This is a genomic window from Paenibacillus diazotrophicus, assembly GCF_042610465.1.
The window spans coordinates 1-21,004 of sequence record NZ_JBGJZN010000014.1; the positions used below are offsets into that span (position 1 = coordinate 1).

20 protein-coding genes are annotated in these 21,004 nt (G+C 49.4%); all 20 read right to left on the reverse strand.

The window, feature by feature from the left end:
- Positions 1 to 378: 378 nt before the first annotated feature.
- Positions 379 to 1,899 carry a lysine--tRNA ligase gene (gene lysS, locus ACAN54_RS28855; RefSeq protein WP_379163930.1) on the reverse strand — a complete coding sequence of 507 codons (1,521 nt, stop codon included), beginning with the start codon at positions 1,897 to 1,899 and terminating at the stop codon, positions 379 to 381.
- A gap of 208 nt (positions 1,900 to 2,107) precedes the next feature.
- Positions 2,108 to 2,587, reverse strand: a complete 480-nt coding sequence (gene greA / locus ACAN54_RS28860) for a transcription elongation factor GreA (RefSeq protein ID WP_074086951.1) — start codon at positions 2,585 to 2,587, stop codon at positions 2,108 to 2,110.
- A 255-nt stretch (positions 2,588 to 2,842) separates the two neighbouring features.
- The gene (dusB, locus tag ACAN54_RS28865) at positions 2,843 to 3,859 is read right to left on the reverse strand and encodes a tRNA dihydrouridine synthase DusB (protein WP_379163933.1); all 1,017 of its coding nucleotides are present in this window, start codon (positions 3,857 to 3,859) and stop codon (positions 2,843 to 2,845) included.
- A gap of 49 nt (positions 3,860 to 3,908) precedes the next feature.
- Complete coding sequence (locus ACAN54_RS28870) at positions 3,909 to 4,103, reverse strand: helix-turn-helix domain-containing protein (RefSeq protein ID WP_379164085.1); 195 nt, start codon at positions 4,101 to 4,103, stop codon at positions 3,909 to 3,911.
- Positions 4,070 to 4,621, reverse strand: a complete 552-nt coding sequence (folK, locus tag ACAN54_RS28875) for a 2-amino-4-hydroxy-6-hydroxymethyldihydropteridine diphosphokinase (RefSeq protein WP_379163935.1) — start codon at positions 4,619 to 4,621, stop codon at positions 4,070 to 4,072. Before folK ends, ACAN54_RS28870 begins: the two co-directional genes overlap by 34 nt.
- A 10-nt stretch (positions 4,622 to 4,631) precedes the next feature.
- Positions 4,632 to 4,994: a dihydroneopterin aldolase gene (folB, locus tag ACAN54_RS28880; protein ID WP_379163938.1), complete on the reverse strand. Its 363-nt coding sequence runs from the start codon at positions 4,992 to 4,994 to the stop codon at positions 4,632 to 4,634.
- 56 nt (positions 4,995 to 5,050) lie between these two features.
- Positions 5,051 to 5,908 carry a dihydropteroate synthase gene (folP, locus tag ACAN54_RS28885; protein ID WP_379163940.1) on the reverse strand — a complete coding sequence of 286 codons (858 nt, stop codon included), beginning with the start codon at positions 5,906 to 5,908 and terminating at the stop codon, positions 5,051 to 5,053.
- Positions 5,905 to 6,786 carry an aminotransferase class IV gene (locus ACAN54_RS28890; RefSeq protein ID WP_379163943.1) on the reverse strand — a complete coding sequence of 294 codons (882 nt, stop codon included), beginning with the start codon at positions 6,784 to 6,786 and terminating at the stop codon, positions 5,905 to 5,907. The genes folP and ACAN54_RS28890 overlap by 4 nt, the downstream gene beginning before the upstream one ends.
- Positions 6,783 to 7,364 (reverse strand): aminodeoxychorismate/anthranilate synthase component II, encoded by a 582-nt coding sequence (pabA, locus tag ACAN54_RS28895; protein WP_379163946.1) that lies wholly within the window; start codon positions 7,362 to 7,364, stop codon positions 6,783 to 6,785. The genes ACAN54_RS28890 and pabA overlap by 4 nt, the downstream gene beginning before the upstream one ends.
- Positions 7,361 to 8,989, reverse strand: a complete 1,629-nt coding sequence (locus tag ACAN54_RS28900; RefSeq protein ID WP_379163949.1) for an anthranilate synthase component I family protein — start codon at positions 8,987 to 8,989, stop codon at positions 7,361 to 7,363. Before ACAN54_RS28900 ends, pabA begins: the two co-directional genes overlap by 4 nt.
- A 228-nt stretch (positions 8,990 to 9,217) precedes the next feature.
- The gene (cysK, locus tag ACAN54_RS28905) at positions 9,218 to 10,156 is read right to left on the reverse strand and encodes a cysteine synthase A (RefSeq protein WP_379163952.1); all 939 of its coding nucleotides are present in this window, start codon (positions 10,154 to 10,156) and stop codon (positions 9,218 to 9,220) included.
- Between the two features lie 217 nt (positions 10,157 to 10,373).
- The gene (locus ACAN54_RS28910; protein WP_379163954.1) at positions 10,374 to 11,318 is read right to left on the reverse strand and encodes a peptidylprolyl isomerase; all 945 of its coding nucleotides are present in this window, start codon (positions 11,316 to 11,318) and stop codon (positions 10,374 to 10,376) included.
- Between the two features lie 9 nt (positions 11,319 to 11,327).
- Entirely contained in the window at positions 11,328 to 12,212 is an 885-nt protein-coding gene (gene hslO / locus ACAN54_RS28915; RefSeq protein WP_379163957.1) for an Hsp33 family molecular chaperone HslO, read from the reverse strand.
- Between the two features lie 47 nt (positions 12,213 to 12,259).
- Complete coding sequence (locus tag ACAN54_RS28920) at positions 12,260 to 13,027, reverse strand: type III pantothenate kinase (RefSeq protein WP_379163960.1); 768 nt, start codon at positions 13,025 to 13,027, stop codon at positions 12,260 to 12,262.
- Complete coding sequence (gene nadC, locus ACAN54_RS28925) at positions 13,024 to 13,899, reverse strand: carboxylating nicotinate-nucleotide diphosphorylase (protein ID WP_379164087.1); 876 nt, start codon at positions 13,897 to 13,899, stop codon at positions 13,024 to 13,026. The genes ACAN54_RS28920 and nadC overlap by 4 nt, the downstream gene beginning before the upstream one ends.
- Entirely contained in the window at positions 13,889 to 15,505 is a 1,617-nt protein-coding gene (gene nadB / locus ACAN54_RS28930) for an L-aspartate oxidase (RefSeq protein WP_379163963.1), read from the reverse strand. Before nadB ends, nadC begins: the two co-directional genes overlap by 11 nt.
- A gap of 39 nt (positions 15,506 to 15,544) precedes the next feature.
- Entirely contained in the window at positions 15,545 to 16,483 is a 939-nt protein-coding gene (gene nadA / locus ACAN54_RS28935) for a quinolinate synthase NadA (RefSeq protein WP_379163966.1), read from the reverse strand.
- A 272-nt stretch (positions 16,484 to 16,755) separates the two neighbouring features.
- Complete coding sequence (gene ftsH / locus ACAN54_RS28940) at positions 16,756 to 18,810, reverse strand: ATP-dependent zinc metalloprotease FtsH (RefSeq protein WP_379163969.1); 2,055 nt, start codon at positions 18,808 to 18,810, stop codon at positions 16,756 to 16,758.
- Positions 18,811 to 18,917: 107 nt separating this feature from the next.
- Positions 18,918 to 19,457, reverse strand: coding sequence for a hypoxanthine phosphoribosyltransferase (gene hpt / locus ACAN54_RS28945; RefSeq protein WP_379163972.1), 540 nt, complete (start codon positions 19,455 to 19,457; stop codon positions 18,918 to 18,920).
- 45 nt (positions 19,458 to 19,502) lie between these two features.
- Positions 19,503 to 20,945 carry a tRNA lysidine(34) synthetase TilS gene (gene tilS / locus ACAN54_RS28950; RefSeq protein WP_379163975.1) on the reverse strand — a complete coding sequence of 481 codons (1,443 nt, stop codon included), beginning with the start codon at positions 20,943 to 20,945 and terminating at the stop codon, positions 19,503 to 19,505.
- Positions 20,946 to 21,004 lie beyond the last annotated feature (59 nt).

Genomic DNA, 21,004 nt, shown 5'->3' on the forward strand with positions numbered 1-21,004 from the left:
CTGAGCCAGGATCAAACTCTCCAAATTGGTATTTAGAAAGAGCGATTGCTCATTTTGAAACATCTGACGAGAATTTGCATTCTCTTTTTTGGATCTCACTTACGTGAAATCCCACTCACTCGTTGTTCAGTTTTCAAAGATCAAGCTCATTGTCGGCGTCGTTTATCTCGTCACCAGCAACTCTTATAATATATCATGTCCGACCGATGAATGCAAGCTCTTTTTTTAACTTCATTTCGAGCTCGGCGTTACTATTTCTTGGCCGAAATAAGAATATACCATGTACAGGTTTTGATTGCAAGCATTATTTCAAAAAAATGATTCCGAGGCGGAATGGTTACTCGCATCCCACTTCGGAATCAGGATTAATTATCTCAATCAGTTATTCTGTACGTTACGCATATGCGGGAACAACAGCACATCGCGGATCGATGCAGCGTTGGTGAGCAACATGATCAGCCGGTCCACACCAATTCCGAGTCCGCCTGTAGGCGGCATACCGTATTCAAGCGCACGGATGAAGTCATCATCCATTTCGTGAGCTTCGTCGTTGCCTTTTTCCTTTTCCTGAATCTGGGCTTCAAAGCGCTGACGCTGGTCGATGGGATCATTCAACTCGCTGAATGCATTCGCATGCTCACGGGCCACGATAAACAGCTCAAAACGGTCGGTAAAGCGCGGGTCTTGATCGTTCTTTTTGGCCAGTGGAGAGATCTCAACCGGATGACCTGTAACAAAGGTCGGCTGAATCAGTGTTTCTTCTACAAATTGCTCAAAGAAGGCATTCAGGATGTGGCCAAAGGTCATGTGCTTCTCAACCGGCACACGGTGCTCCTTCGCCAGACGCTGCGCTTCCTCATCCGTCATATGAACGCCAAAGTCGACACCTGTCACTTCTTTGACAGCATCCACCATGGTCACACGGCGCCACTGCGGCGTCAGATCTACTTCCTGGCCTTGATAATTAATCTTCTGGGTACCTAACACTTCCTGGGCGATATGAGCGATCATGCTCTCTGTTAAGTGCATAATGTCTTTGTAGTCCGCATAAGCTTCGTACAGCTCGATCATTGTGAATTCCGGATTGTGGCGTGTTGAAATGCCTTCGTTCCGGTACACGCGTCCGATTTCGTATACTTTTTCCAAACCGCCTACGATTAGACGCTTCAGATGCAGTTCAATGGCAATACGCATATACAGCTGCATATCGAGTGTATTGTGGTGAGTGATGAACGGACGGGCCGCAGCTCCGCCGGCGATGGCATGCAGCGTTGGAGTTTCTACCTCCAGATAACCAAGCGAATCCAAGTAACGGCGCATCGACTGGATGATCCGTGAACGGGTAATGAATGTCTGCTGAACTTCAGGGTTGATAATCAGATCGACATAACGCTGGCGGTAACGCAGCTCCACATCTTTCAGACCATGATATTTCTCGGGAAGCGGAAGAAGCGATTTGGATAGAACCTCAAGGTTATGCACTTTAATAGAGGTTTCTCCGGTTCTGGTTTTGAATACAGTTCCGCGGACGCCAATGATGTCACCCAGATCGAGAACATTAAAAGCCGCATATTGTGCTTCAGAAATACTGTCCTGACGGACATAGATTTGAATCTTACCGCTAAGATCCTGAATGTGGGCGAAGCTGGCTTTGCCCATTACACGCTTGGCCATAATACGGCCGGCAATACTAACTTCCAGGTTGAGCTCGTCCAGCTCCTCTTTGGTTTGTCCATCATACTTGGACATAATATCTCCGGCACCTGTCGTACGCTCATACTTTTTGCCAAACGGATCGATACCCAGTGCACGAAGCTCGTCCAGTTTGCCGCGGCGGATCGTCAGCAGTTCGCTTAGTTCTTTTTCCGTATTCTCAGCAGTATTCATTTCCTCGGTCATGTCTTTCATCCTCTCTTACTCACTCTGTCATATACACAAGAAGAAACGGCTCCATCCCTATGCAAGAGACAGTCCGTTCCCGTACAAATAGAAGCTGTATGCGCTGCAGAAAAATCAGGGAATTTATAAGATTACATATATAAATTCTTATCTTTTGAAAAAAGCTTCCCTAAGGAAGCTTTCTTGACGTTTCCCTTATTGGTACCTATTACTTCATTCTAATATCAAGAATTTTATATTGAATGACTCCAGCAGGAACACTAACATCTACAACAGTACCAATCTTCTTACCGATAATGGCCCGGCCTACCGGACTTTCATTGGAGATCTTATTATTCAGCGGATCAGATTCGGCGGTGCCGACAATCAAATACTCCATGACGTCGCCATATTCCAAATCCTCAACGCTAACAGTAACCCCAATGCTTACCACATCGGTAACGATTTCGTCGCTGTTGATGATGCGCGCATTACGGAGCATTTTTTCCAAAGTAATAATACGCCCTTCAATGAAGGCCTGCTCGTTCTTGGCATCCTCATACTCCGAGTTCTCACTGATATCTCCGTAGCCGATCGCTACTTTTATCCGTTCAGCTACCTCGCGGCGTTTTACGGATTTGAGGGTCTCCAATTCTTCTTCCAGACGCTTAAGTCCGTCCGGTGTAAGGATGACTTCTTTATCGCTCATCTCAACCGATTCTCCTGTCGTATACATTTATTGAAAACACCATACTATATGCGAATCTGGAGGGATCAGAACCCTCCTTCTGCAATGCCACTGCTGTAACGGCGATTTTATACTGTGAAATTATATTGGAACCGCTACAAAATGTCAATGACGCCCCATATAATGTTCGAGTGTTAACCAATAGGCGGGAAATGTAGGGGGGATTGATGTCCTGAAAAACCCTTATTCCCTCCAAAAAGACAGGAGCTGATGTAATTAAACCGCTGAAAGTGAGAACTTCAAGCCTTCCTGCTCCTCTTCATCCTTAAGCTGCATGACAAATTCATTCAAAATCCGCACCATTTCATCACGTTTGGTTTCTTCCATAATGACGTCCTTTACACGGGCTGCCGCCTTCATCCCCTTCAAGTACCAGGCCAGATGCTTGCGCATTTCCCGGACCGCCACCGCCTCACCTTTCAGGCTGATCAGACGGTCCATATGAAGAATAGCCACCTTAATCTTTTCTTCTGCTCCGGGTTCGGGTATAAGTTCGCCTGTGCTCAGGTATTGGATGGTACGGTACAGCATCCACGGATTGCCTAAAGCTCCGCGTCCAATCATTACTCCGTCGCAGCCAGTCTGATCCAGCATAGCCCGCGCATCCTCAGGTGTATTCACATCCCCGTTGCCGATCACCGGTATGGAAACTGCCTCTTTAGCCATACGGATGTACTTCCAATCGGCATTCCCTGTATAAAGCTGCTCACGAGTCCGGCCATGAACACTTACCGCCTGACCTCCGGCACGTTCAACGGCACGCGCATTCTCTTCCACAAAAATATGTTCACTGTCCCAGCCAATGCGCATTTTTACGGTCACAGGCTTATCCACGGCGTCAACGACCGCAGACACCATTTCGTAGATTTTGTCAGGATTCAAAAGCCAGCGTGCTCCCGCATCACACTTGGTCACTTTGGGTACTGGGCAGCCCATATTAATATCGATAATATCGGCATTTGTCTCTTTATCAACGACCTTCGCCGCTTCCACCAGAGATTCCCGGTCACCGCCGACAATTTGCAGACTCAGCGGTTTCTCCCGCTCATCCACGAACAGCATCTCCCGGGTGCGCCGGTTGCCGTGCAAAATCGCCTTGTCACTTACCATTTCGGCACAGACGAGGCCGGTTCCGAATTCTTTTGCAATCAATCGAAATGCCGGATTACACACACCTGCCATAGGTGCCAGTACGACCTGGTTCTTCATTTCTATGCCGCCAATCTTTAGCATGTTTCTTCACTTCCTTGATTGGATTTGTTGGAATCTATAATAACGTCCCTTAGGTAGAGGGATTGGCTAATTCATCGACAGCCACTCCAAGAAAATCCGCAATTTTATTTAAAATTTGATCTTCCAAACGTCTATTGCCCCGCTCCACTGCACCCAGTACAGCCAATGATATTCCGACAGAGTCCGCAAGCTCCTGTTGGGTATAACCCTTCAGCTTTCGGAATGCTCTGACCCTCCGTCCCATACGTTTGTTGTCCACAAGCGAATTCCTTCCCTTCCATCTATGTCTTGTAGCGCTGCTGTAATGAACTGCCGAAGTCCGGAAGACTCTTCATTGTTCGGGACGACATCACTCAGTGGAATAAGCACAAACGCCCGCTCTTGCATCCGGGGATGCGGCAGTGTTAATTCGGGTGTATCCAGGTGCTGATTCTCCACCCACAACAAATCTAAGTCTACTGTTCTCGGTCCATAGCGAACATCCCGGACACGGCCCAGTTGACTTTCGATGCTAAGCATCGCCTGGAGCAGCAGCCCGGGAGCAAGCGTGGTACGAAGAGCCGCAGCCATGTTAAGAAACTGCGGTTGGTCCAAGTAACCGACAGGCTCCGTCTCGTATACACTTGAACACCGGACCACTTCAATCTGCTCATGCTGGTTCAGTCTTTGCAGTGCCGCCTTCAGGGTTCCCTCACGGTCGCCCAAATTAGCCCCTAAAGCAATATAAGCCTCTGATGCCTCAGAGGTAGAATGTATAGTCATTACCGAGTTCTCACTTTCTGGTCCTATGCAGTTCTACGGTCACTCCCTGAAAGTGAATGTCGAACGGCGGATGCGGTTTTGTCACCTTCACCGTAACTGCATTGATAACAGTATAAGTGTCCAGTACTGAGGATGCAATATGTTCAGCCAGAGCTTCAATCAGTTTAAATGACTTTGTTTCGACAATTTTTTTGACAAGGAAATGCACTTCGGCATAATTGACGGTCAGCGTGAGATCATCACTAAGACCAGCGTCATGCAGATCAAGCTCCAGCTCCAGATCAATATAAAATCGTTGGCCCAGCTTGCGCTCCTCTTCAAACACTCCATGATAGCCATAGTATTCCATGCGGTGCAGCGTCATTTTATCCATAGGGATTACCTGCTTTCTCATCCAAATAGTCTGAATAATCTGTAATTGATCGTATATTAGTCACGTACCAATGCGCCCGGAGCGTAAAGCATAGCATCGCACATCTGCACCGTACGCTTAATTCTGGCAACATCGTGCACCCGCACGATCTGGCAGCCTTGAGCAATCCCGAATGCTACGGTGGCCGCAGTGCCTTCTACCACATCATCTGCCGGGAGATCCAGCACGGTCCGGATGAATTTTTTGCGGGAGGTGGCCAGCAGTACAGGATATCCAAGCCCGCTTACACGGTCCAGGTTCATCATGGCCTGAAGATTCTCTGTATAATCCTTGGCAAACCCAATCCCGGGATCAAGTATAATATTCTCCGGCTTCACCCCCGCGGACAACGCCAGATTTATGCTCTCCATAAGGTCGGCAGACATATCACTGACCAGTTCCTGATAATTCCGGTCCTTTCGGTTATGCATCAGAATGATGGGACAGCCGCTTTCAGCAGCAACAGCCGCCATATTCGGGTCAGCTTTGGCACCCCAGACATCATTTATTATATGAGCTCCTGCTTGAATGGCCCGGCGGGCTACCTCTGCCTTGTAGGTATCAATGGACAAAGGCAGATGGGGGGCCGCCCGGTGAATGCTCTCAATGACAGGCAGTACGCGGGCCAGTTCTTCTTCCAGACTTACCGGCTGATGGCCGGGCCGTGTCGATTCACCGCCAATATCAATAATATCAGCACCCTCCGCCGCCATTTGCAGCGCGTGCTCTACCGCCCGATCCGGCTCATTCCACAACCCGCCATCGGAAAAAGAATCCGGAGTGACGTTCAGAATGCCCATAATCAACGTTCGTTCACCCAGTATCAGTTCCGCTGGACCTATACGGTAGTTCCGTTTATATATTAAGGGTCTCATTTCCGCAATCCCGTCCTTTCCCTGTATAATTCCAGCAATAAGGCTGTTATTCTCCCGCAGCGTCCGCCACTTACCGCCATCTGCTCATTAGTACGCCACAGCGTAGTAACCGGAACTATCTCTTGTACCGAATTGGTTAGAAAAATCTCATCCGCTCCTGCAATCTGTTCCCACCTGTACAAGCCTTCTTCTGTTTGCAGTCCAGCATCATGCGCCAGCTTCAGTACCATTTCCCGGGTAATTCCCGGCAAAATTCCGGTCGCAATGCTTGGGGTGTAAAGTACATTATTAGTAACGAAAAAAACATTACTGACAATGCCCTCAGCAATCTCGCCCTGCGCTGTCAGCATGAGTCCCTCCGCACCCGTTGCGGCTGAAACATACCCTGCCAGTTCACGCTTCGCGAGTATATTGTTCATATAATGCAACGACTTCAAGCGTACCGGGCCCTCCGGTGTATTACGCGGCAGCTTTAATAATTGCAGGCCTTTGCCGTCGAGGTAGAGCGTGTCAGGGAACTGCGGCAGCTTTTTGATGTATAGCAAATGGTTGGGTCGACTATAGTCCCCCGCAGGCAAACCCAGAATGTCTTCACCGGCTGTTACGGTATAACGAATATAGGCATCCTGTAATCCATTTTTGCCCATTACACACTGAATCCAGTCCCGCAGCTGGGCAGCTTCTCCTTCAAAAGGAATTCCGAGCTGTCTGCAGCCCTCTGCCAGTCTGTCGATGTGCCGCTGCAGCAAAAAGGGTTCACCCCCGTATGTACGAAAAGTTTCAAAGAGGCCCATGCCGTACAAAAAGCCGTGATCCAGAGCGGAAATCACGGCATCTTTGGCATCAACTACCCTGTTGTTGAATCCAATATAGTTCATGCCGGTTCCCCGGCTCTACGTTTCAGGAAATTTCGCAGCATGGTGTGTCCATAATCGGTAATAATCGATTCAGGATGGAATTGTACCCCCTCTATCGGGTATTCCTTATGGCGCAAGCCCATGATTTCACCTTCGGCTGTTTCCGCTGTAATCTCCAAGCAGTCAGGCAAACTGTCGCGCTCCACAATCAGTGAATGATAACGCGTTGCGGTAAATGGAGATTCCATTCCCTCAAAGACCGAGGTCCCTTTGTGGTGGATCGGCGAGGTTTTGCCATGCATCAGTCTCTCCGCCCGGATCACATTACCACCAAAAGCCTGTCCAATGGCCTGATGGCCCAGGCAGACACCAAAGATCGGAATCGTTCCTTTGAAATGCTGCAGCAACTCCAGGCTAATACCCGCTTCATTCGGTGTGCAGGGCCCCGGAGAAATCAGAATATGATCCGGTGCGAGCGCCTCAATCTCCTGAATGGTAATTTCATCATTCCGGGACACCTTCACCTCTTCTCCTAGCTCCCCCAGATATTGCACCAGGTTGTACGTAAAGGAATCATAATTATCGATAACCAAGATCATAATATTGCTCCTCCTTCGGCGCCGCCGGTGGTCCGTGATCCCTGCTGGTATTCGCTGCAGAGAACCGCCTTCACTACGGCTTTGGCTTTATTGTGGCATTCCCGGTATTCCCGGTACGGGTCAGAGTCGATCACAATACCCGCACCTGTCTGGATGTAACCTATTCCGTCCTTGACTGCTAGTGTTCGTATAATAATATTTAATTCCATATTGCCGTTATAGTCAATCCAGCCCATCGATCCAGTATATGGACCGCGCCGAACGGGTTCCAGTTCCTCGATGATCTCCATCGTGCGTACCTTGGGTGCGCCGGTGATCGTTCCGCCGGGGAACAAGGCGGCTATGACATCGTAAGCGCCTTTACCAGGCGCGACAGTGCCCTCCACTTGCGAGACGAGATGCATCACATGCGAGTACCGCTCCACGGTCAGCAACTCCGGCACGCTGACCGTTCCATATGCAGCGACACGGCCGATGTCGCTCCGCTCGAGATCGACAAGCATAATATGCTCGGCGATCTCCTTCTCGCTCCCGCGCAGTTCCGCCTCCATGGCGGCGTCCTCCGCGGGAGTGAGGCCCCGGCGCCGGGTACCGGCTATGGGGCGTGCGCTGACCTTGTCCCCGTGCAGCTTGACGAGCAGCTCAGGCGAAGCGCTGGCAAGCGTGAAGCCGGGCGAGCGCAGCAGCCCCATGTACGGGGACGGATTGAGCTTGCGCAGCCATTCATACACATCCTCTGGCGAGGATTTCAGCTGCGCTTCCTGACGCAGCGACAGGTTCACCTGGAATACATCCCCTTGGCGGATGTATTCCTGAACCTCCCGGACCGCCTGCTGAAACCGCTCTGGCGAGAAGGCAGATGTCATACCTGGCCACTCCCCGGAGTTATCGGTATGCGCTTCAATTGTAACAGCCTCGGCAGCTTCTTCAGCACTGCGATCTGAGATCCCTTGAGTAGCTGAAATCAACCGCCATTGCCCAAGCATCTGCTCTGCTCGCCGGAGAGCATCTTGATACAGGCCTTGCAGTTCGGCTGGGCCCGATAGGTTCACTGCTGCAGGAACTGGAACATGTACAGTGCAATACAGCGCATCCTCTTGATGATCATAGATCCACAGCTCCTCCAGCCTCATAAAAAGATAATCGGGAAACCCGGGATCATCCTCAGCCGCGATAGGCAGCTTCTCCAGAGAACGGACTACATCGTAGCTGAGGAAACCAATGCACCCACCGGTAAAGGGAGGCAACGGGGAAGACTGTACCCGTGGTGAAGTGAATTCCCTCATCCAGTTCTCCAGCATCTCCAGAGGTTGGCCCCGCACTTCTGACTGGAACATTAAAGGCACAGTTGCACTTGCAGCCTCTAATGATAAGCCGTAGACTTCGGCTACACCGTCTTTACCTTGTAATATGGAAGGAGGATTTAGGCCAAGGTACGTATAGCGGCCACCTTTTCCGCTCTCCAGCACAACTGAATACGGGGAGGCCAGCTCCCAGGCCTTCTTCCAGGAGGCAGGCAATCCTCCTTTGTCCTGTGATGACTTTATAATAAGGGGGAGTAGGCTCCAGTCTCCCTGCGCCCATTGCTCCCAGTCCTGCCACGCTGTTATGATCTCCAAAGCCATCCCCCTAAAAGTTTTGTGTAGCATATACTTCTTCGAACTTACTCCATACAAACTTTGCCGGCAGCAATCCCGTTGTAAACCTATACCCTTATCCTTTAGTTTATTGCCTGTCAGTATACTGTACTTTGGACCGCTTTGAAAAGCCTGAATGAGTGATTTCCCAAAAAATAAGCCTTCACCCTCCCTATAACAGCGGATGTGAAGGCTCTTGGAATAGACTAATTACAATTACACTTCGAAATTGTAAAGTGGAGTGCTCAGGTAACGTTCGCCGTTACTTGGGATAATTACAACAACCTTTTTACCGGCTCCCAGCTCTTTGGCCACTTTGAGAGCAGCGAATACAGCAGCACCGGAAGAAATACCGGACAACACGCCTTCTTCCTTCGCTACACGGCGTGCGGTTTCGAACGCTTCATCGTTCTCAACATGAATGATCTCATCATACACATCCTGATTCAGGATATCGGGAATGAAGTTCGCGCCGATCCCTTGGATCTTATGCGGGCCCGGTTTGCCGCCGGCCAGAATTGGCGATGCCGCAGGTTCTACAGCATAGATCTTCACATCAGGATATTTATTCTTCAGAATCTCACCAGCACCAGTGATAGTTCCGCCAGTACCTACTCCGGCAATGAAAGCATCCAGCGGTCCACCGATGGACTCGATCGCTTCAACAATTTCTGGACCTGTAGTCTCACGGTGAATTTTCACATTCGCCTTGTTTTTGAATTGCTCAGCCAGGAAATAATCAGGATTCTCGCTAAGGATCTGTTCAGCCTTCTTAACTGCACCGTTCATTCCTTCTGATCCCGGAGTAAGCACGAGCTCTGCACCGTAAGCACGCAGCAGATTGCGCCGTTCAAGGCTCATGGTTTCCGGCATAACAATAACTGCCTTATAGCCTTTGGCTGCAGCAACAAGTGCCAGGCCAATACCTGTGTTACCGCTGGTAGCTTCCACAATGGTGCCGCCTGGCTTCAGAAGGCCTTCCTTCTCAGCTTCTTCAACGATGCTGATCGCAATACGGTCTTTCACACTGGAACCCGGGTTTTGATATTCCAGCTTCAGATAGATTTCGGCAGAACCTTCGGGAACCACCCGGTTAAGACGAACGAGCGGTGTGCCTCCGATCAAATCTGTTATACTATTGACGACTTTAGCCATGAGTAAAGACCTCCTTGAGAATAATAAAATGAATGGGTGCGCAACTTGTGACCATAGTCTTCAGCATAGATTTCCGGGTGTATGAAAAAACGGGTAGGTCTGCACCAGGATATTCAACACCGCAGCGCCAAGTTATAGCGCTGGACAGCGGAATTGGACAGTCCGCCGTTTGTTATTTCCGACTAAATCAGTAGGTTTTACATTTAAGTTCATATTATCAATCTTGCAGGCTGTTGTCAATATATATCGCTGTATCATATTTAGCGCGCAGATCACTTTCAACCTTCTGAAGTGGTGGGGCCTTCTCGAGCGCAAGCTCATCCCGAACCTGCTGCCTGATTTCGGCTTGATTCTGCTCTCTGGGCACAATAGCCTGCTCCAGCCGGATTACCGCATAAGTTTCCCCTGTCTGTAGCGGACCTGCAATATCACCTGCCTCCAGACCCGCAGCCGTTTTTAAGAGATCCTCCGGCCAGAAAGGGTCATCCTCCTCAACCATACCAATACTTCCTCCATGGAGACGGCTTTCCTCATCGATGGACAGTTCCCTGGCCAGCTCGGCAAAATCCTCTCCCTGCTCCAGACGATCCATTACTTTCTCTGCCTCTTGGTAAGTCGATACTTTTATCATGGAGAGCTTCATTTCCTTCTTGGGGGTGAACCGCTCGGCATTTTGCGCTAAATAATCATCGATTTCGCTCTCGGTGATGGTAATCCCAGCTGTTGCCACCGCTTGCAGAGTAAGGCGGTAAGCTGCCTCTTCCCGTACTTCTTCACGAGAGAGCCCCAGCTCTGATTCCATCTGTTCATAATATTGTTGTTCGGAGCTATAACCAGCCATACTGCGCTGAAGCTCCTTCTCGATCTCATTATCAGTGATGGTAAGCTTCAATGCCTTTGCCTCTTTGTTGACTACAATGTGATTTAGCAATCCAAGGAGAACTTCGTCTCCATATTTTTTTTTGAGCTCATCTATCCATTGCTGGTCCGTAACCGGCTGATCTCCCGCTCTTGCAATGTCCGAGGGCTCTCCTTCTGCGGCTTCTCCTTTGAGTATAGCCATAGCCCGCAGACTCCAGAACAATAAACCTCCGAGCATTAATGTTGCGATCGCCAGAAGAATAACGGCATTGCGCAGCACGCGCTCTTGTCTTGTCATCATCCCATAGCCCTACGATTTCGCTTGATCCAGGATAACCTGCAGTTCATCCTTATTAAATACATAGGCCTCGTTACAATAATGGCATACCACTTCCGCTTGATCATCTTCTTCGATTAACCGTTCCAGCTCGTGCTGGCCTAGACTGACCAATGTTTGTTCTACACGCTCACGGGAGCATTGGCAGACAAAATGAATATCAAGTTCATCCATGATAATCACATCAGATAGCAGCCCTCGAAGCATCTCTTCCGGCTCGAGTCCCTGCTCCAGGACAGCGGTAACTGAAGGCATCGAACCTACAGCCTGCTCAATCTCTGTTATCTCCTCATCGCTGAGACCCGGCAGGAGCTGTATAATAAATCCACCAGCCACTTTCACAGAGTTATCCGTCTCAACCAGCACCCCAAGCCCGACTGCAGCGGGGGTTTGCTCGGATATAGCAAAATAATAAGTGAAATCCTCACCAAGCTCTCCCGAAACAATAGGAACACTCCCCCGGTAAGGCTCCTTCATACCCAGGTCCTTACTGATATCAATGAACCCTTCCGTTCCTACTGCCCCTGCAACATCCAGTTTGCCGAGACTGTTGCTTGGCAGATGGACATGAGGATTCTGTACATAACCACGTACTTCCCCAAGAGCATTCGATTCTGCTACAATCTGTCCAAGCGGTCCGTTCCCTTTAACCATAATTGCCAGTTTTTCCTCGCCCTTGAGCATTGCACCCATCATAGCAGCGGCTGTAACTGTGCGTCCCAGTGCTGCTGTTGCTGTCGGATACGTATCATGTCTGCGCCGAAGCTCGTCGACAAGGTCTGTGGTACGGACTGCAAAAGCTCTCACTTTGCCGTTCATCGCCGTTCCCCGAACCAGCCGATCCTTCTTTTCATTCATTGGTTGCATACTCCTCCTGTCTTGTGCCACATAAAGGCTCTATATCTTTATTTGTTACGATCGTAAATAATACGCAAGCCTTCCAGCGTCAGCATGGGATTAACTTCATCAATACATTCCGTTTCACCGGCAATGAGTGTCGCTAGACCTCCGGTAGCAATTACTTTCAGCACCGGTGCATTCATCTCCAGCTTAATACGTCTCACAATACCTTCAACCTGACCTGCATAGCCAAAAATAATCCCTGCCTGCATAGCATGTACGGTATTGCGTCCAATTACTTTCTTCGGCTTCTCCAGCTCAATCCGTGGCAGCTTGGATGCCCGCTGATATAATGCTTCAGTAGAAATACCCAGCCCAGGTACAATTGCACCGCCAAGATAGTTTGCACCGGCATCAATGCAATCAAACGTAGTCGCTGTTCCAAAATCAACGACAACCAGCGGACACTTATATTGTTCTATGGCAGCAACCGCATTTACAATCCGGTCAGCGCCAACTTCGCGCGGATTCTCATACCGTAGATTAAGCCCGGTCTTAATGCCCGGGCCAACAAGCAGCGGTTCCTTGCCAATATATTTCACGCACATCTCCACAATAACCTGTACAAGTGGCGGAACAACCGAGGAAATAATGACTCCTTCTACATCTTTGAATGATATATTCGACATATGGAACAAATTATGAATCAAAATACCGTATTCGTCCGATGTCGATTGACGGGCAGTGCTAAGTCGGAAATGATGGAGCAGTTCACGACCCCGGTATACCCCAAGAACAATGTTCGTATTACCGATATCTACAGCAAGCATCATGAGAAGAGCTCCTCCTTCTTCGCATTCAAATCCAGACTGATATCCAGACTGGAGAAGGAATAGGTGAGCCTGCCAACAGAAATCACATCCACCCCGGTCTCAGCAATGCGGCGGACCGTCTCTAAGGACACGTTGCCGGAGGCTTCAGTCTTGACATGCGGCGCCTTGGTCTTAATCCTTCTTACCGCTTCAGTCATCAATTCAGGGGACATATTGTCCAGCATAATGATATCAGCCCCTGCCGCGATCGCTTCTTCTACCTGCTCCAGGCTTTCCGTCTCCACTTCAATGGTCATCGTGTGCGGAATATTGGCCCGGGCCCGTCCGATAGCCTGACGAATACCCCCGGCTCCTTTGATGTGGTTATCCTTAATCATTACGGCATCGTAGAGGCCGAACCGGTGATTGGCGCCACCCCCAATACGAACAGCGTATTTCTCCAGCATCCGGTGCCCAGGAGTTGTTTTGCGTGTATCCACCAGCCGGGAAGGCAATCCCTCAAGCTTCTGCACAAAAGAGTGGGTACGCGAAGCCACACCCGATAAACGCTGCATTAAATTAAGTGCCAAACGTTCTCCGGTGAGAATCGAATGCGTACTGCCTTCCACCTCAGCGATCACTGTCCCTTTGGTTATAGCCTGACCTTCTTGTACCAGGGCAGTGAACACAAGGGAAGGGTCTACCACCTCAAATACCAGCTCCGCCACAGGAACACCGCAGATAATACCATCTTCTTTGGCATGGATAATCCCCTTAGATTCGTGTCCCATGGGAATCGTTGTGCGGGTTGTGATATCGCCGGAGCCGACATCCTCATGCAGCCAGCCCTTGATTATTTGCAACAGTTCTTCATTGTAGCCATTAAACATCATCACTTAATTCCTCCACTATTCCCAGTTCACGAATCTGAAGCAGATGCTTCTGCCAGTGGGCATCATCACGCTGCGGATAATCCTCACGGTAATGGGCCCCTCGGCTCTCATGACGTGCTAAAGCTGCTTCAGTAATCAGCAGGCTACAGGTCAGCATATTCGCGAACTCGTATTCTTCGCGTTTGGTCAAAGCCGAATGGAAAATAGGCAGTTGACGCTTCAATTCATCTAATCCTTTAAGCAGCATCTCTTCGTTCCGCCGCAGACCTGCATATCGCACCATAACCTTCTGTACCTTCAGACGGCGCTCTACAATAGCCTGGGTTGGGGACTCCACTCTTCCTTCATCGCATCCTGCTGTTATAACACTGTGGTTAAGAGGCGGCAGCTGACGGATACGTTCAACAATTCTCCGCCCGAAGACGACAGCCTCGGACAGTGAATTACTGGCCAGACGATTGGCTCCTTGCACTCCGGTAGAGGATACCTCCCCACAGGCAAACAACCGTGAGATATTGCTCTCACCATTGAGATTGGTCTTAATGCCCCCCATCATATAATGCGCTGCCGGAGCCACTGGAATCCAATCACTTGTAATATCCAGCCCATAGCTCATACAGGTTCCATAGATAGTAGGAAAACGGTGTCTGACCATCTCTGCCGATTCGTGGGTTATATCCAGGTACACAAAGGTGGATTTGGTCAGCTCCATCTCACTGATGATGGCACGGGCGACGATATCCCGGGGCGCCAGCTCCAGCAGTTCATGATAGCGCTCCATGAAACGTTCACCATTGATATTACGCAACACCGCTCCTTCACCGCGGACCGCCTCGGAGATCAGAAAACGCGGTGCCCCCGGATAGCTGAGTGCTGTGGGATGGAACTGAATAAACTCCATGTCGCGAATATGCGCTCCGGCCCGGTACGCTATCGCCACACCATCTCCAGTTGCCACCTCAGGGTTAGTGGTATAACGATACAATTGTCCGGCTCCCCCGGAGCACAGTACGGTCGCATCCGCTTGTAGAAACAAGCGTCCGCCACCAGGGCGCTGGACCAGGGCACCTACACATTCTCCTTCGTTAGTGATAAGATCGATCACAAAATGATCATCCCATACGTCGATGTTTTCATGCTCCGTTATCTGTTCTGACAAAGCGCGTACAATTTCATATCCGGTAGCATCCCCATTGGCATGCAAGATGCGCCGGTGGCTATGGGCCCCTTCCTGGGTGAGGGCAATCACGCCGTTCTCTTTATCAAAAAGCGTACCTAAACGGATTAACTCACGTACCCCTTCAGGCCCTTCATTTACAAGCACATCAACAGCAGTGGAAGAGTTAAGTCCCGCTCCCGCCATCAGTGTATCCTGGCGATGGTACACTGGAGAATCATCTTCGGCAAACACAGCAGCTATACCGCCCTGAGCATAACGGGTATTGCTCTCCATCAGTGTCTTTTTGGTTATAAGAATCACTTTCCGGTCTTCACTGGCTTTGATTGCTGTGAACAAGCCGGCGATGCCCGAACCGATAACGATACAATCCGTCTGGACTGTTGGAAGCTCGCTAAGATTGAAATCAACCAAATATTGTGGAATCATGACCACGTTTCACCTGTTTCAACGAAAGAGTAGCGCATGCTACCGGACTTGTAGCATGCGCTCTAAGGAGGTTCTGGCTTTGTCGGCGACAACAGGCGGTACATAAATCTGAGGCTTCATCGTCTCCAGGCATTTGACCAGTTTTTTGAGATTATTGACTTTCATATTCGGGCAAACCAAGAACTTGGTGGCAAAATGAAACTCTTTATCCGGACTGTCTTTGCGAAGCTGATAGCCGGTGCCATCCTCTGTTCCGACAATAAACTGCTTACGTTCGGATTTCTTGCAATAATCAATAATGGATGTAGTGCTGCCGACATAGTCGCCCATGGCCACTACCTCGGGACGGCATTCCGGATGAACCACAAATTCAGCTTCCGGGTATTTCGCTCTCATTTCTATTACATCTTTGACGGTAAGCATGTCATGGGTATTGCAATAGCCCTCCCAGATGATCAGCTTCTTGCCGGTCTGATCCTGAACATATTGACCCAGATTCTTGTCAGGTACCCAGATAATTTCTTCGGCATCCAGCGATTCAATGACCTTCACCGCATTAGCAGATGTACAGCAAATGTCCGTTTCCGCCTTAATTTCCGCCGAAGAATTGATGTAGGTAACGACTTTGGCATTCGGGTGCTGAGCCTTCAGCTTACGCAAGCCATCCACATTCACCATGTCGGCCATCGGACAGCCGGCGCGTTCATCGGGAATAAGGACCGTTTTATTTGGTGCCAGAATTTTGGCACTCTCTCCCATGAAGTGGACACCACAGAATACGATCACATCGGCATCAGTTTCTGCTGCCTTTTGAGCAAGTAAAAAAGAGTCTCCCCGAAAATCTGCAACTTCCTGAATTTCATCACGCTGATAATAATGAGCCAAAATAATTGCGTTCCGTTCTTTCTTAAGCTGTTCAAGGCGCACACGAAGTTCACGGTTCTGTTCCTGCTTGCGCTCAAGCGCCAGAGCTTCCACGGTCTGTTCTCCCCCTTATGTCTTCACGGCTTTCAGCCGTCACATACTTATCCAATTCCCCCACAGTAAGCGGGGTCGCAGCAGCCATTCAGCCCTGCAGGTGCTTAACCATATATTATTTAATATTTAATCACTAATGTACACAACGTTCCACCCACTGTCAATGTAACCCGGCTGGCAAAACAGGCCCTCCAAGCTACTGGGAAGACCAAAAAATCCGGAGTACCCTAGGGTTCTCCGGATCATTTTACAGACATTCAGTCAGATACAATCTAGACGAGACTTCCGCCGCCGTCTTTATTGCCATCATTCGAGCCGTTTCCACTCTGAGTATCCGGGTTGTTCGGAATATCCTTGGACAAGTCCCCGATGGTAGTGGATGTATCATCAGCTTTACCTTGAATGCGGACACGCACATCACCGATCGAATCAATGACAGGCTCGCCTTCTTCGTGAGTAACGCCAGCAGTTTCTACCGGTTTGCCGTCTTCTGTCAGATAACCTTGCTCGATCAATTCTTTGATCTGATCCAGCTCCAGCGTTTCTTTTTCGAGAAGTGTGTTGGCAATCAGGTGCATCTCTTTGGAATATTTGGTCAGCAGCTCTTTGCAGCGTTCATAACTGCTACGGATAAAGTTCTGCATTTCCTGATCGATTTCGTATGCAATGGAGTCACTGTAATTCTGCTCATGCCCGATGTCACGGCCCAGGAATACCTGGCCCTGAGATGTACCGAACTGCATAGGTCCCAGCTTATCACTCATACCGTATTCCATAATCATGCTGCGAACAATTCGTGTAGCCTGCTGGAAGTCACTGTACGCGCCAGTACCAATCTCGCCGATGAATAACTCTTCAGCAACACGTCCGCCAAGGAGTCCGGTTACCTTATCAAGCAATTCCTGCTTAGTGACAAGCATCCGGTCTTCTTTTGGAAGCATAATCACGTATCCTCCTGCACGGCCGCGCGGGATGATCGTAACCTTGTGAACCATATCTGCATGTTCCAGGAAATAACCGACAATTGTATGACCTGCTTCGTGGTAAGCTACAATACGCTTCTCACGATCGCTAATGACACGGCTGCGTTTCTCGGTACCTACGATTACCCGGTCAATCGCTTCATCTACTTCATTCATAGAAATATCCTTACGGTTACGGCGTGCGGCCAGGAGGGCTGCCTCATTTAGCAGGTTCTCCAAATCAGCCCCAGTAAAACCTGTAGTACGCTTAGCGATAACATCAAGTCTAACATCCTTCGTCAATGGCTTATTACGGGAATGAACCTTGAGTACAGCTTCGCGTCCTTTCACATCCGGACGATCTACTGTAATCTGACGGTCAAACCGTCCCGGACGAAGCAGCGCGGGGTCAAGGATATCTGCACGGTTGGTAGCCGCCACGATAATAATTCCTTCATTGCCGCCAAAACCGTCCATTTCTACGAGCAATTGGTTGAGGGTTTGTTCACGTTCATCATGTCCGCCGCCAAGTCCTGCGCCACGCTGACGTCCAACCGCATCAATTTCATCGATAAAGATGATACAAGGTGCATTTTTCTTCGCATTCTCAAACAAATCACGCACACGGGATGCACCGACACCGACGAACATTTCGACGAAGTCAGAACCAGAGATACTGAAGAAAGGAACCCCGGCTTCCCCGGCTACCGCACGGGCCAACAGGGTTTTACCTGTACCTGGAGGACCTACGAGAAGTACACCCTTAGGAATGCGGGCACCTACTGCAGCAAATTTACGCGGATCTTTCAGGAATTCCACGACTTCGACAAGCTCCTGCTTCTCTTCATCGGCCCCTGCAACATCCTCGAAACTAACTTTCTTCTTCTCTTCATTATACAAGCGGGCCTTGCTCTTACCGAAATTCATTACCTTGCCGCCGCCACCCTGTGCCTGATTGAACAGGAAGAAGAACAGGATGAACATGATAACCAGCGGAATAATGGAAGAAAGGAACGTCAGCCAAATGCTGTCACCCTCCATTTTCTTCTGCGTTAACTCTACGCCATTATCATCACTGGCAGCTATGAGTTCATTGATAGCTTGATCTGTAGGAGGAACAAATGTGGAGAAGTTCTTCGACTTAGCACCTTCAGGCTGCTGCTTATATTCGCCGGTTACGGCAAAAGCATTGCCTTCGAACTGAATCGTCATGCTCTTCACATTGTTATTCTTGATCTCCTGTCTTAACTCATCATATCTAGGGAAATCGGCGGATTCATTTCCATTGCTTACAAACTGGACAATGCCCACCACGACTAAAAATAAAATCAAATAAAAACCAGAATTCCGGATGAACCGATTCATCCCCTACCTCCTCTCACAACGCTCAAGTTATTGTACCATAGCCTGCCCAGACTCCTCAAATTGTCAGAGTTCATGGAACGATCCGTAGATCTAAGGCTGCGATTAGCTCATTTGGAATAAACTTCAGGCTTCAGTACACCGACGTAAGGGAGGTTCCGATACTGCTCGGCATAATCGAGTCCATAACCTACTACGAATTCGTCCGGAATCACAAATCCCGTATAAGCGGCTTCCAGGTTAACTGTGCGTCCTGCGGGTTTATCGAACAAAGTGACCACTGTCACTGACGCAGCATTACGGCCTTGGAGCATTTCAATCAAATAGCTGAGCGTAAGCCCGCTATCAATAATGTCCTCCACAATGAGGACATCACGTCCCTCAACGGAAGCGTCCAAATCCTTGATGATTTTGACAACTCCTGAGGATTTGGTGGATGCGCCATAGCTGGATACAGCCATGAAATCCATTTCAACCGGCACTGTAATAACTTTAACCAAATCTGCCATAAAGATGAACGCGCCTTTTAGCACACAAATGACGAGTGGCGTGCGTCCTGCATATTCCGTACTCAGCTGGGCGCCGAGTTCCCTGATTCTTTGTTGAATTTCCTCTTCGCTGATCAAGATTTCCTGAATATCGTTCTGCAACTTGCGAACCTCCTAAGTTATACTATGAAAGACTTACTTTGACCATTACGCCTCTTCGCCCTTCTCCAGATCCTCCAGAGACAATAAAAGAACCGAGGCCGTGTGCCGCCCTACTGCGGCATGCATCGAGCGTCTAACGCCCGGAATCCAGACGATATTGCCCAAACCATCACAAACCAGGGGAATCGCAGAGCGTTCGGAAGAAGGTATTTTATCATCAATGTAAATATCTTTTACCTTTTTGCTTCCGTTTAATCCCATAACCCTTATGGTATCTCCAGGCAAACGGGAACGGATGGTGAGTGGCAGGACCAGCTCTCTGCTGTCAAACCACGCCAACTTTTCCCCAAAGTCCTCCCCCAGTACAGAAAAATTTTCTCTCTCCAGCACCGACATCGTCAATACTTTTCCTATCTCCTTAATTTCAATACGGGAATCAGGCAAAGAAAGCCGATATGTATAGCTTAATTGCTGCTTCGGAGGCTTGGACAAGAACACTATAGTATCGTATTGCCGCATACAGGTCAGTCCGTATCCCAAATTCAAAGTCCATACAGTGGGATGCTCCTGCAGCGTTCCCCGGCGTATTGCTTCAATCTTGGGAAAATCCAAGCTTGATGTTTCCGCCGACAGATAATTTAATATTAGTTTAATCAAACGCCGTTGTAAAGCGGAGGCCAGGGCCACAAATGAAGCTCTCTTCAGTGTACATTTGCCAGAATCGACCACAACCAGCTCGTCAAAGCATTTTTGAGTAGCCGTTTCCATGAATTCATCCTCTGCCTGAACAATTTCGGACAATTGAAGAAGCGATTGCTTCACTTTAGGATTGTACTCTTCAAGCTTTGGAATCAGCTCCAGCCTTACGGCATTGCGTCTATACTCCGTCAGTAAATTACTGGCATCCTCAGCATAGGAAAGTCCCTCCTGCCGGCACAAGCCGACAAGTGCTGTTTTGTTAATACGCAGGAAGGGCCGGATCAGTTCCACCTTTTTTTCAGTACGTTTCCAGCGCATACCCGCTAGGCCCGAAGAACCGCTTCCCCGAAGCAGACGCATCAGTACAGTCTCTGCCTGATCATCTGCATGATGGGCAAGCGCAACCGAACGGGCACCATAGCGGTGCGCCGTATCGATGAGAAACTGATACCGCATCTTCCGTGCTGCGCCCTCCGGTCCTAGACCGCTCGCCTTGACGAGAGACGGTATATCAAACTCTGCCAGCTCAAAGGGAATTCCGAGCTCCCGGGCCATGGTACGGACAGAATCCGCTTCATCGGCCGATTCTGCCCTAAAGCCATGATTCACATGAGCACAGATTAAAGTTAGCGGCATCCGGTTCAGTGAAATTTCGTGCATAATATGCAAAAGAGCCACAGAGTCCGGCCCTCCGGAAACTGCGACTACAATAGTGTCATTAGGTGACCACAGCTGATGCTCGGCTGCAGACTCCAATACGGATTCCACCAGTTCTTTCATTTGATCCATACGGTTCCCTTTCTAACCCGGTCACGGGCCGGGCCTGAGATGTCAGGCTCTCCCGATAA

What these genes read in the sequence shown, in the direction of transcription:
- hslO (WP_379163957.1), bottom strand. Translation starts at nt 12,212, where the DNA reads ATGAATGAAAAGAAGGATCGGCTGGTTCGGGGAACGGCGATGAACGGC.
- ACAN54_RS28890 (WP_379163943.1), bottom strand. Translation starts at nt 6,786, where the DNA reads ATGAACTATATTGGATTCAACAACAGGGTAGTTGATGCCAAAGATGCC.
- ACAN54_RS28910 (WP_379163954.1), bottom strand. Translation starts at nt 11,318, where the DNA reads ATGATGACAAGACAAGAGCGCGTGCTGCGCAATGCCGTTATTCTTCTG.
- nadC (WP_379164087.1), bottom strand. Translation starts at nt 13,899, where the DNA reads ATGATGTTTAATGGCTACAATGAAGAACTGTTGCAAATAATCAAGGGC.
- ACAN54_RS28870 (WP_379164085.1), bottom strand. Translation starts at nt 4,103, where the DNA reads ATGGGACGGAGGGTCAGAGCATTCCGAAAGCTGAAGGGTTATACCCAA.
- pabA (WP_379163946.1), bottom strand. Translation starts at nt 7,364, where the DNA reads ATGATCTTGGTTATCGATAATTATGATTCCTTTACGTACAACCTGGTG.
- folB (WP_379163938.1), bottom strand. Translation starts at nt 4,994, where the DNA reads ATGGATAAAATGACGCTGCACCGCATGGAATACTATGGCTATCATGGA.
- ACAN54_RS28900 (WP_379163949.1), bottom strand. Translation starts at nt 8,989, where the DNA reads ATGGCTTTGGAGATCATAACAGCGTGGCAGGACTGGGAGCAATGGGCG.
- cysK (WP_379163952.1), bottom strand. Translation starts at nt 10,156, where the DNA reads ATGGCTAAAGTCGTCAATAGTATAACAGATTTGATCGGAGGCACACCG.
- lysS (WP_379163930.1), bottom strand. Translation starts at nt 1,899, where the DNA reads ATGACCGAGGAAATGAATACTGCTGAGAATACGGAAAAAGAACTAAGC.
- ACAN54_RS28920 (WP_379163960.1), bottom strand. Translation starts at nt 13,027, where the DNA reads ATGATGCTTGCTGTAGATATCGGTAATACGAACATTGTTCTTGGGGTA.
- tilS (WP_379163975.1), bottom strand. Translation starts at nt 20,945, where the DNA reads ATGGATCAAATGAAAGAACTGGTGGAATCCGTATTGGAGTCTGCAGCC.
- dusB (WP_379163933.1), bottom strand. Translation starts at nt 3,859, where the DNA reads ATGCTAAAGATTGGCGGCATAGAAATGAAGAACCAGGTCGTACTGGCA.
- ftsH (WP_379163969.1), bottom strand. Translation starts at nt 18,810, where the DNA reads ATGAATCGGTTCATCCGGAATTCTGGTTTTTATTTGATTTTATTTTTA.
- greA (WP_074086951.1), bottom strand. Translation starts at nt 2,587, where the DNA reads ATGAGCGATAAAGAAGTCATCCTTACACCGGACGGACTTAAGCGTCTG.
- nadB (WP_379163963.1), bottom strand. Translation starts at nt 15,505, where the DNA reads ATGATTCCACAATATTTGGTTGATTTCAATCTTAGCGAGCTTCCAACA.
- folK (WP_379163935.1), bottom strand. Translation starts at nt 4,621, where the DNA reads ATGACTATACATTCTACCTCTGAGGCATCAGAGGCTTATATTGCTTTA.
- folP (WP_379163940.1), bottom strand. Translation starts at nt 5,908, where the DNA reads ATGAGACCCTTAATATATAAACGGAACTACCGTATAGGTCCAGCGGAA.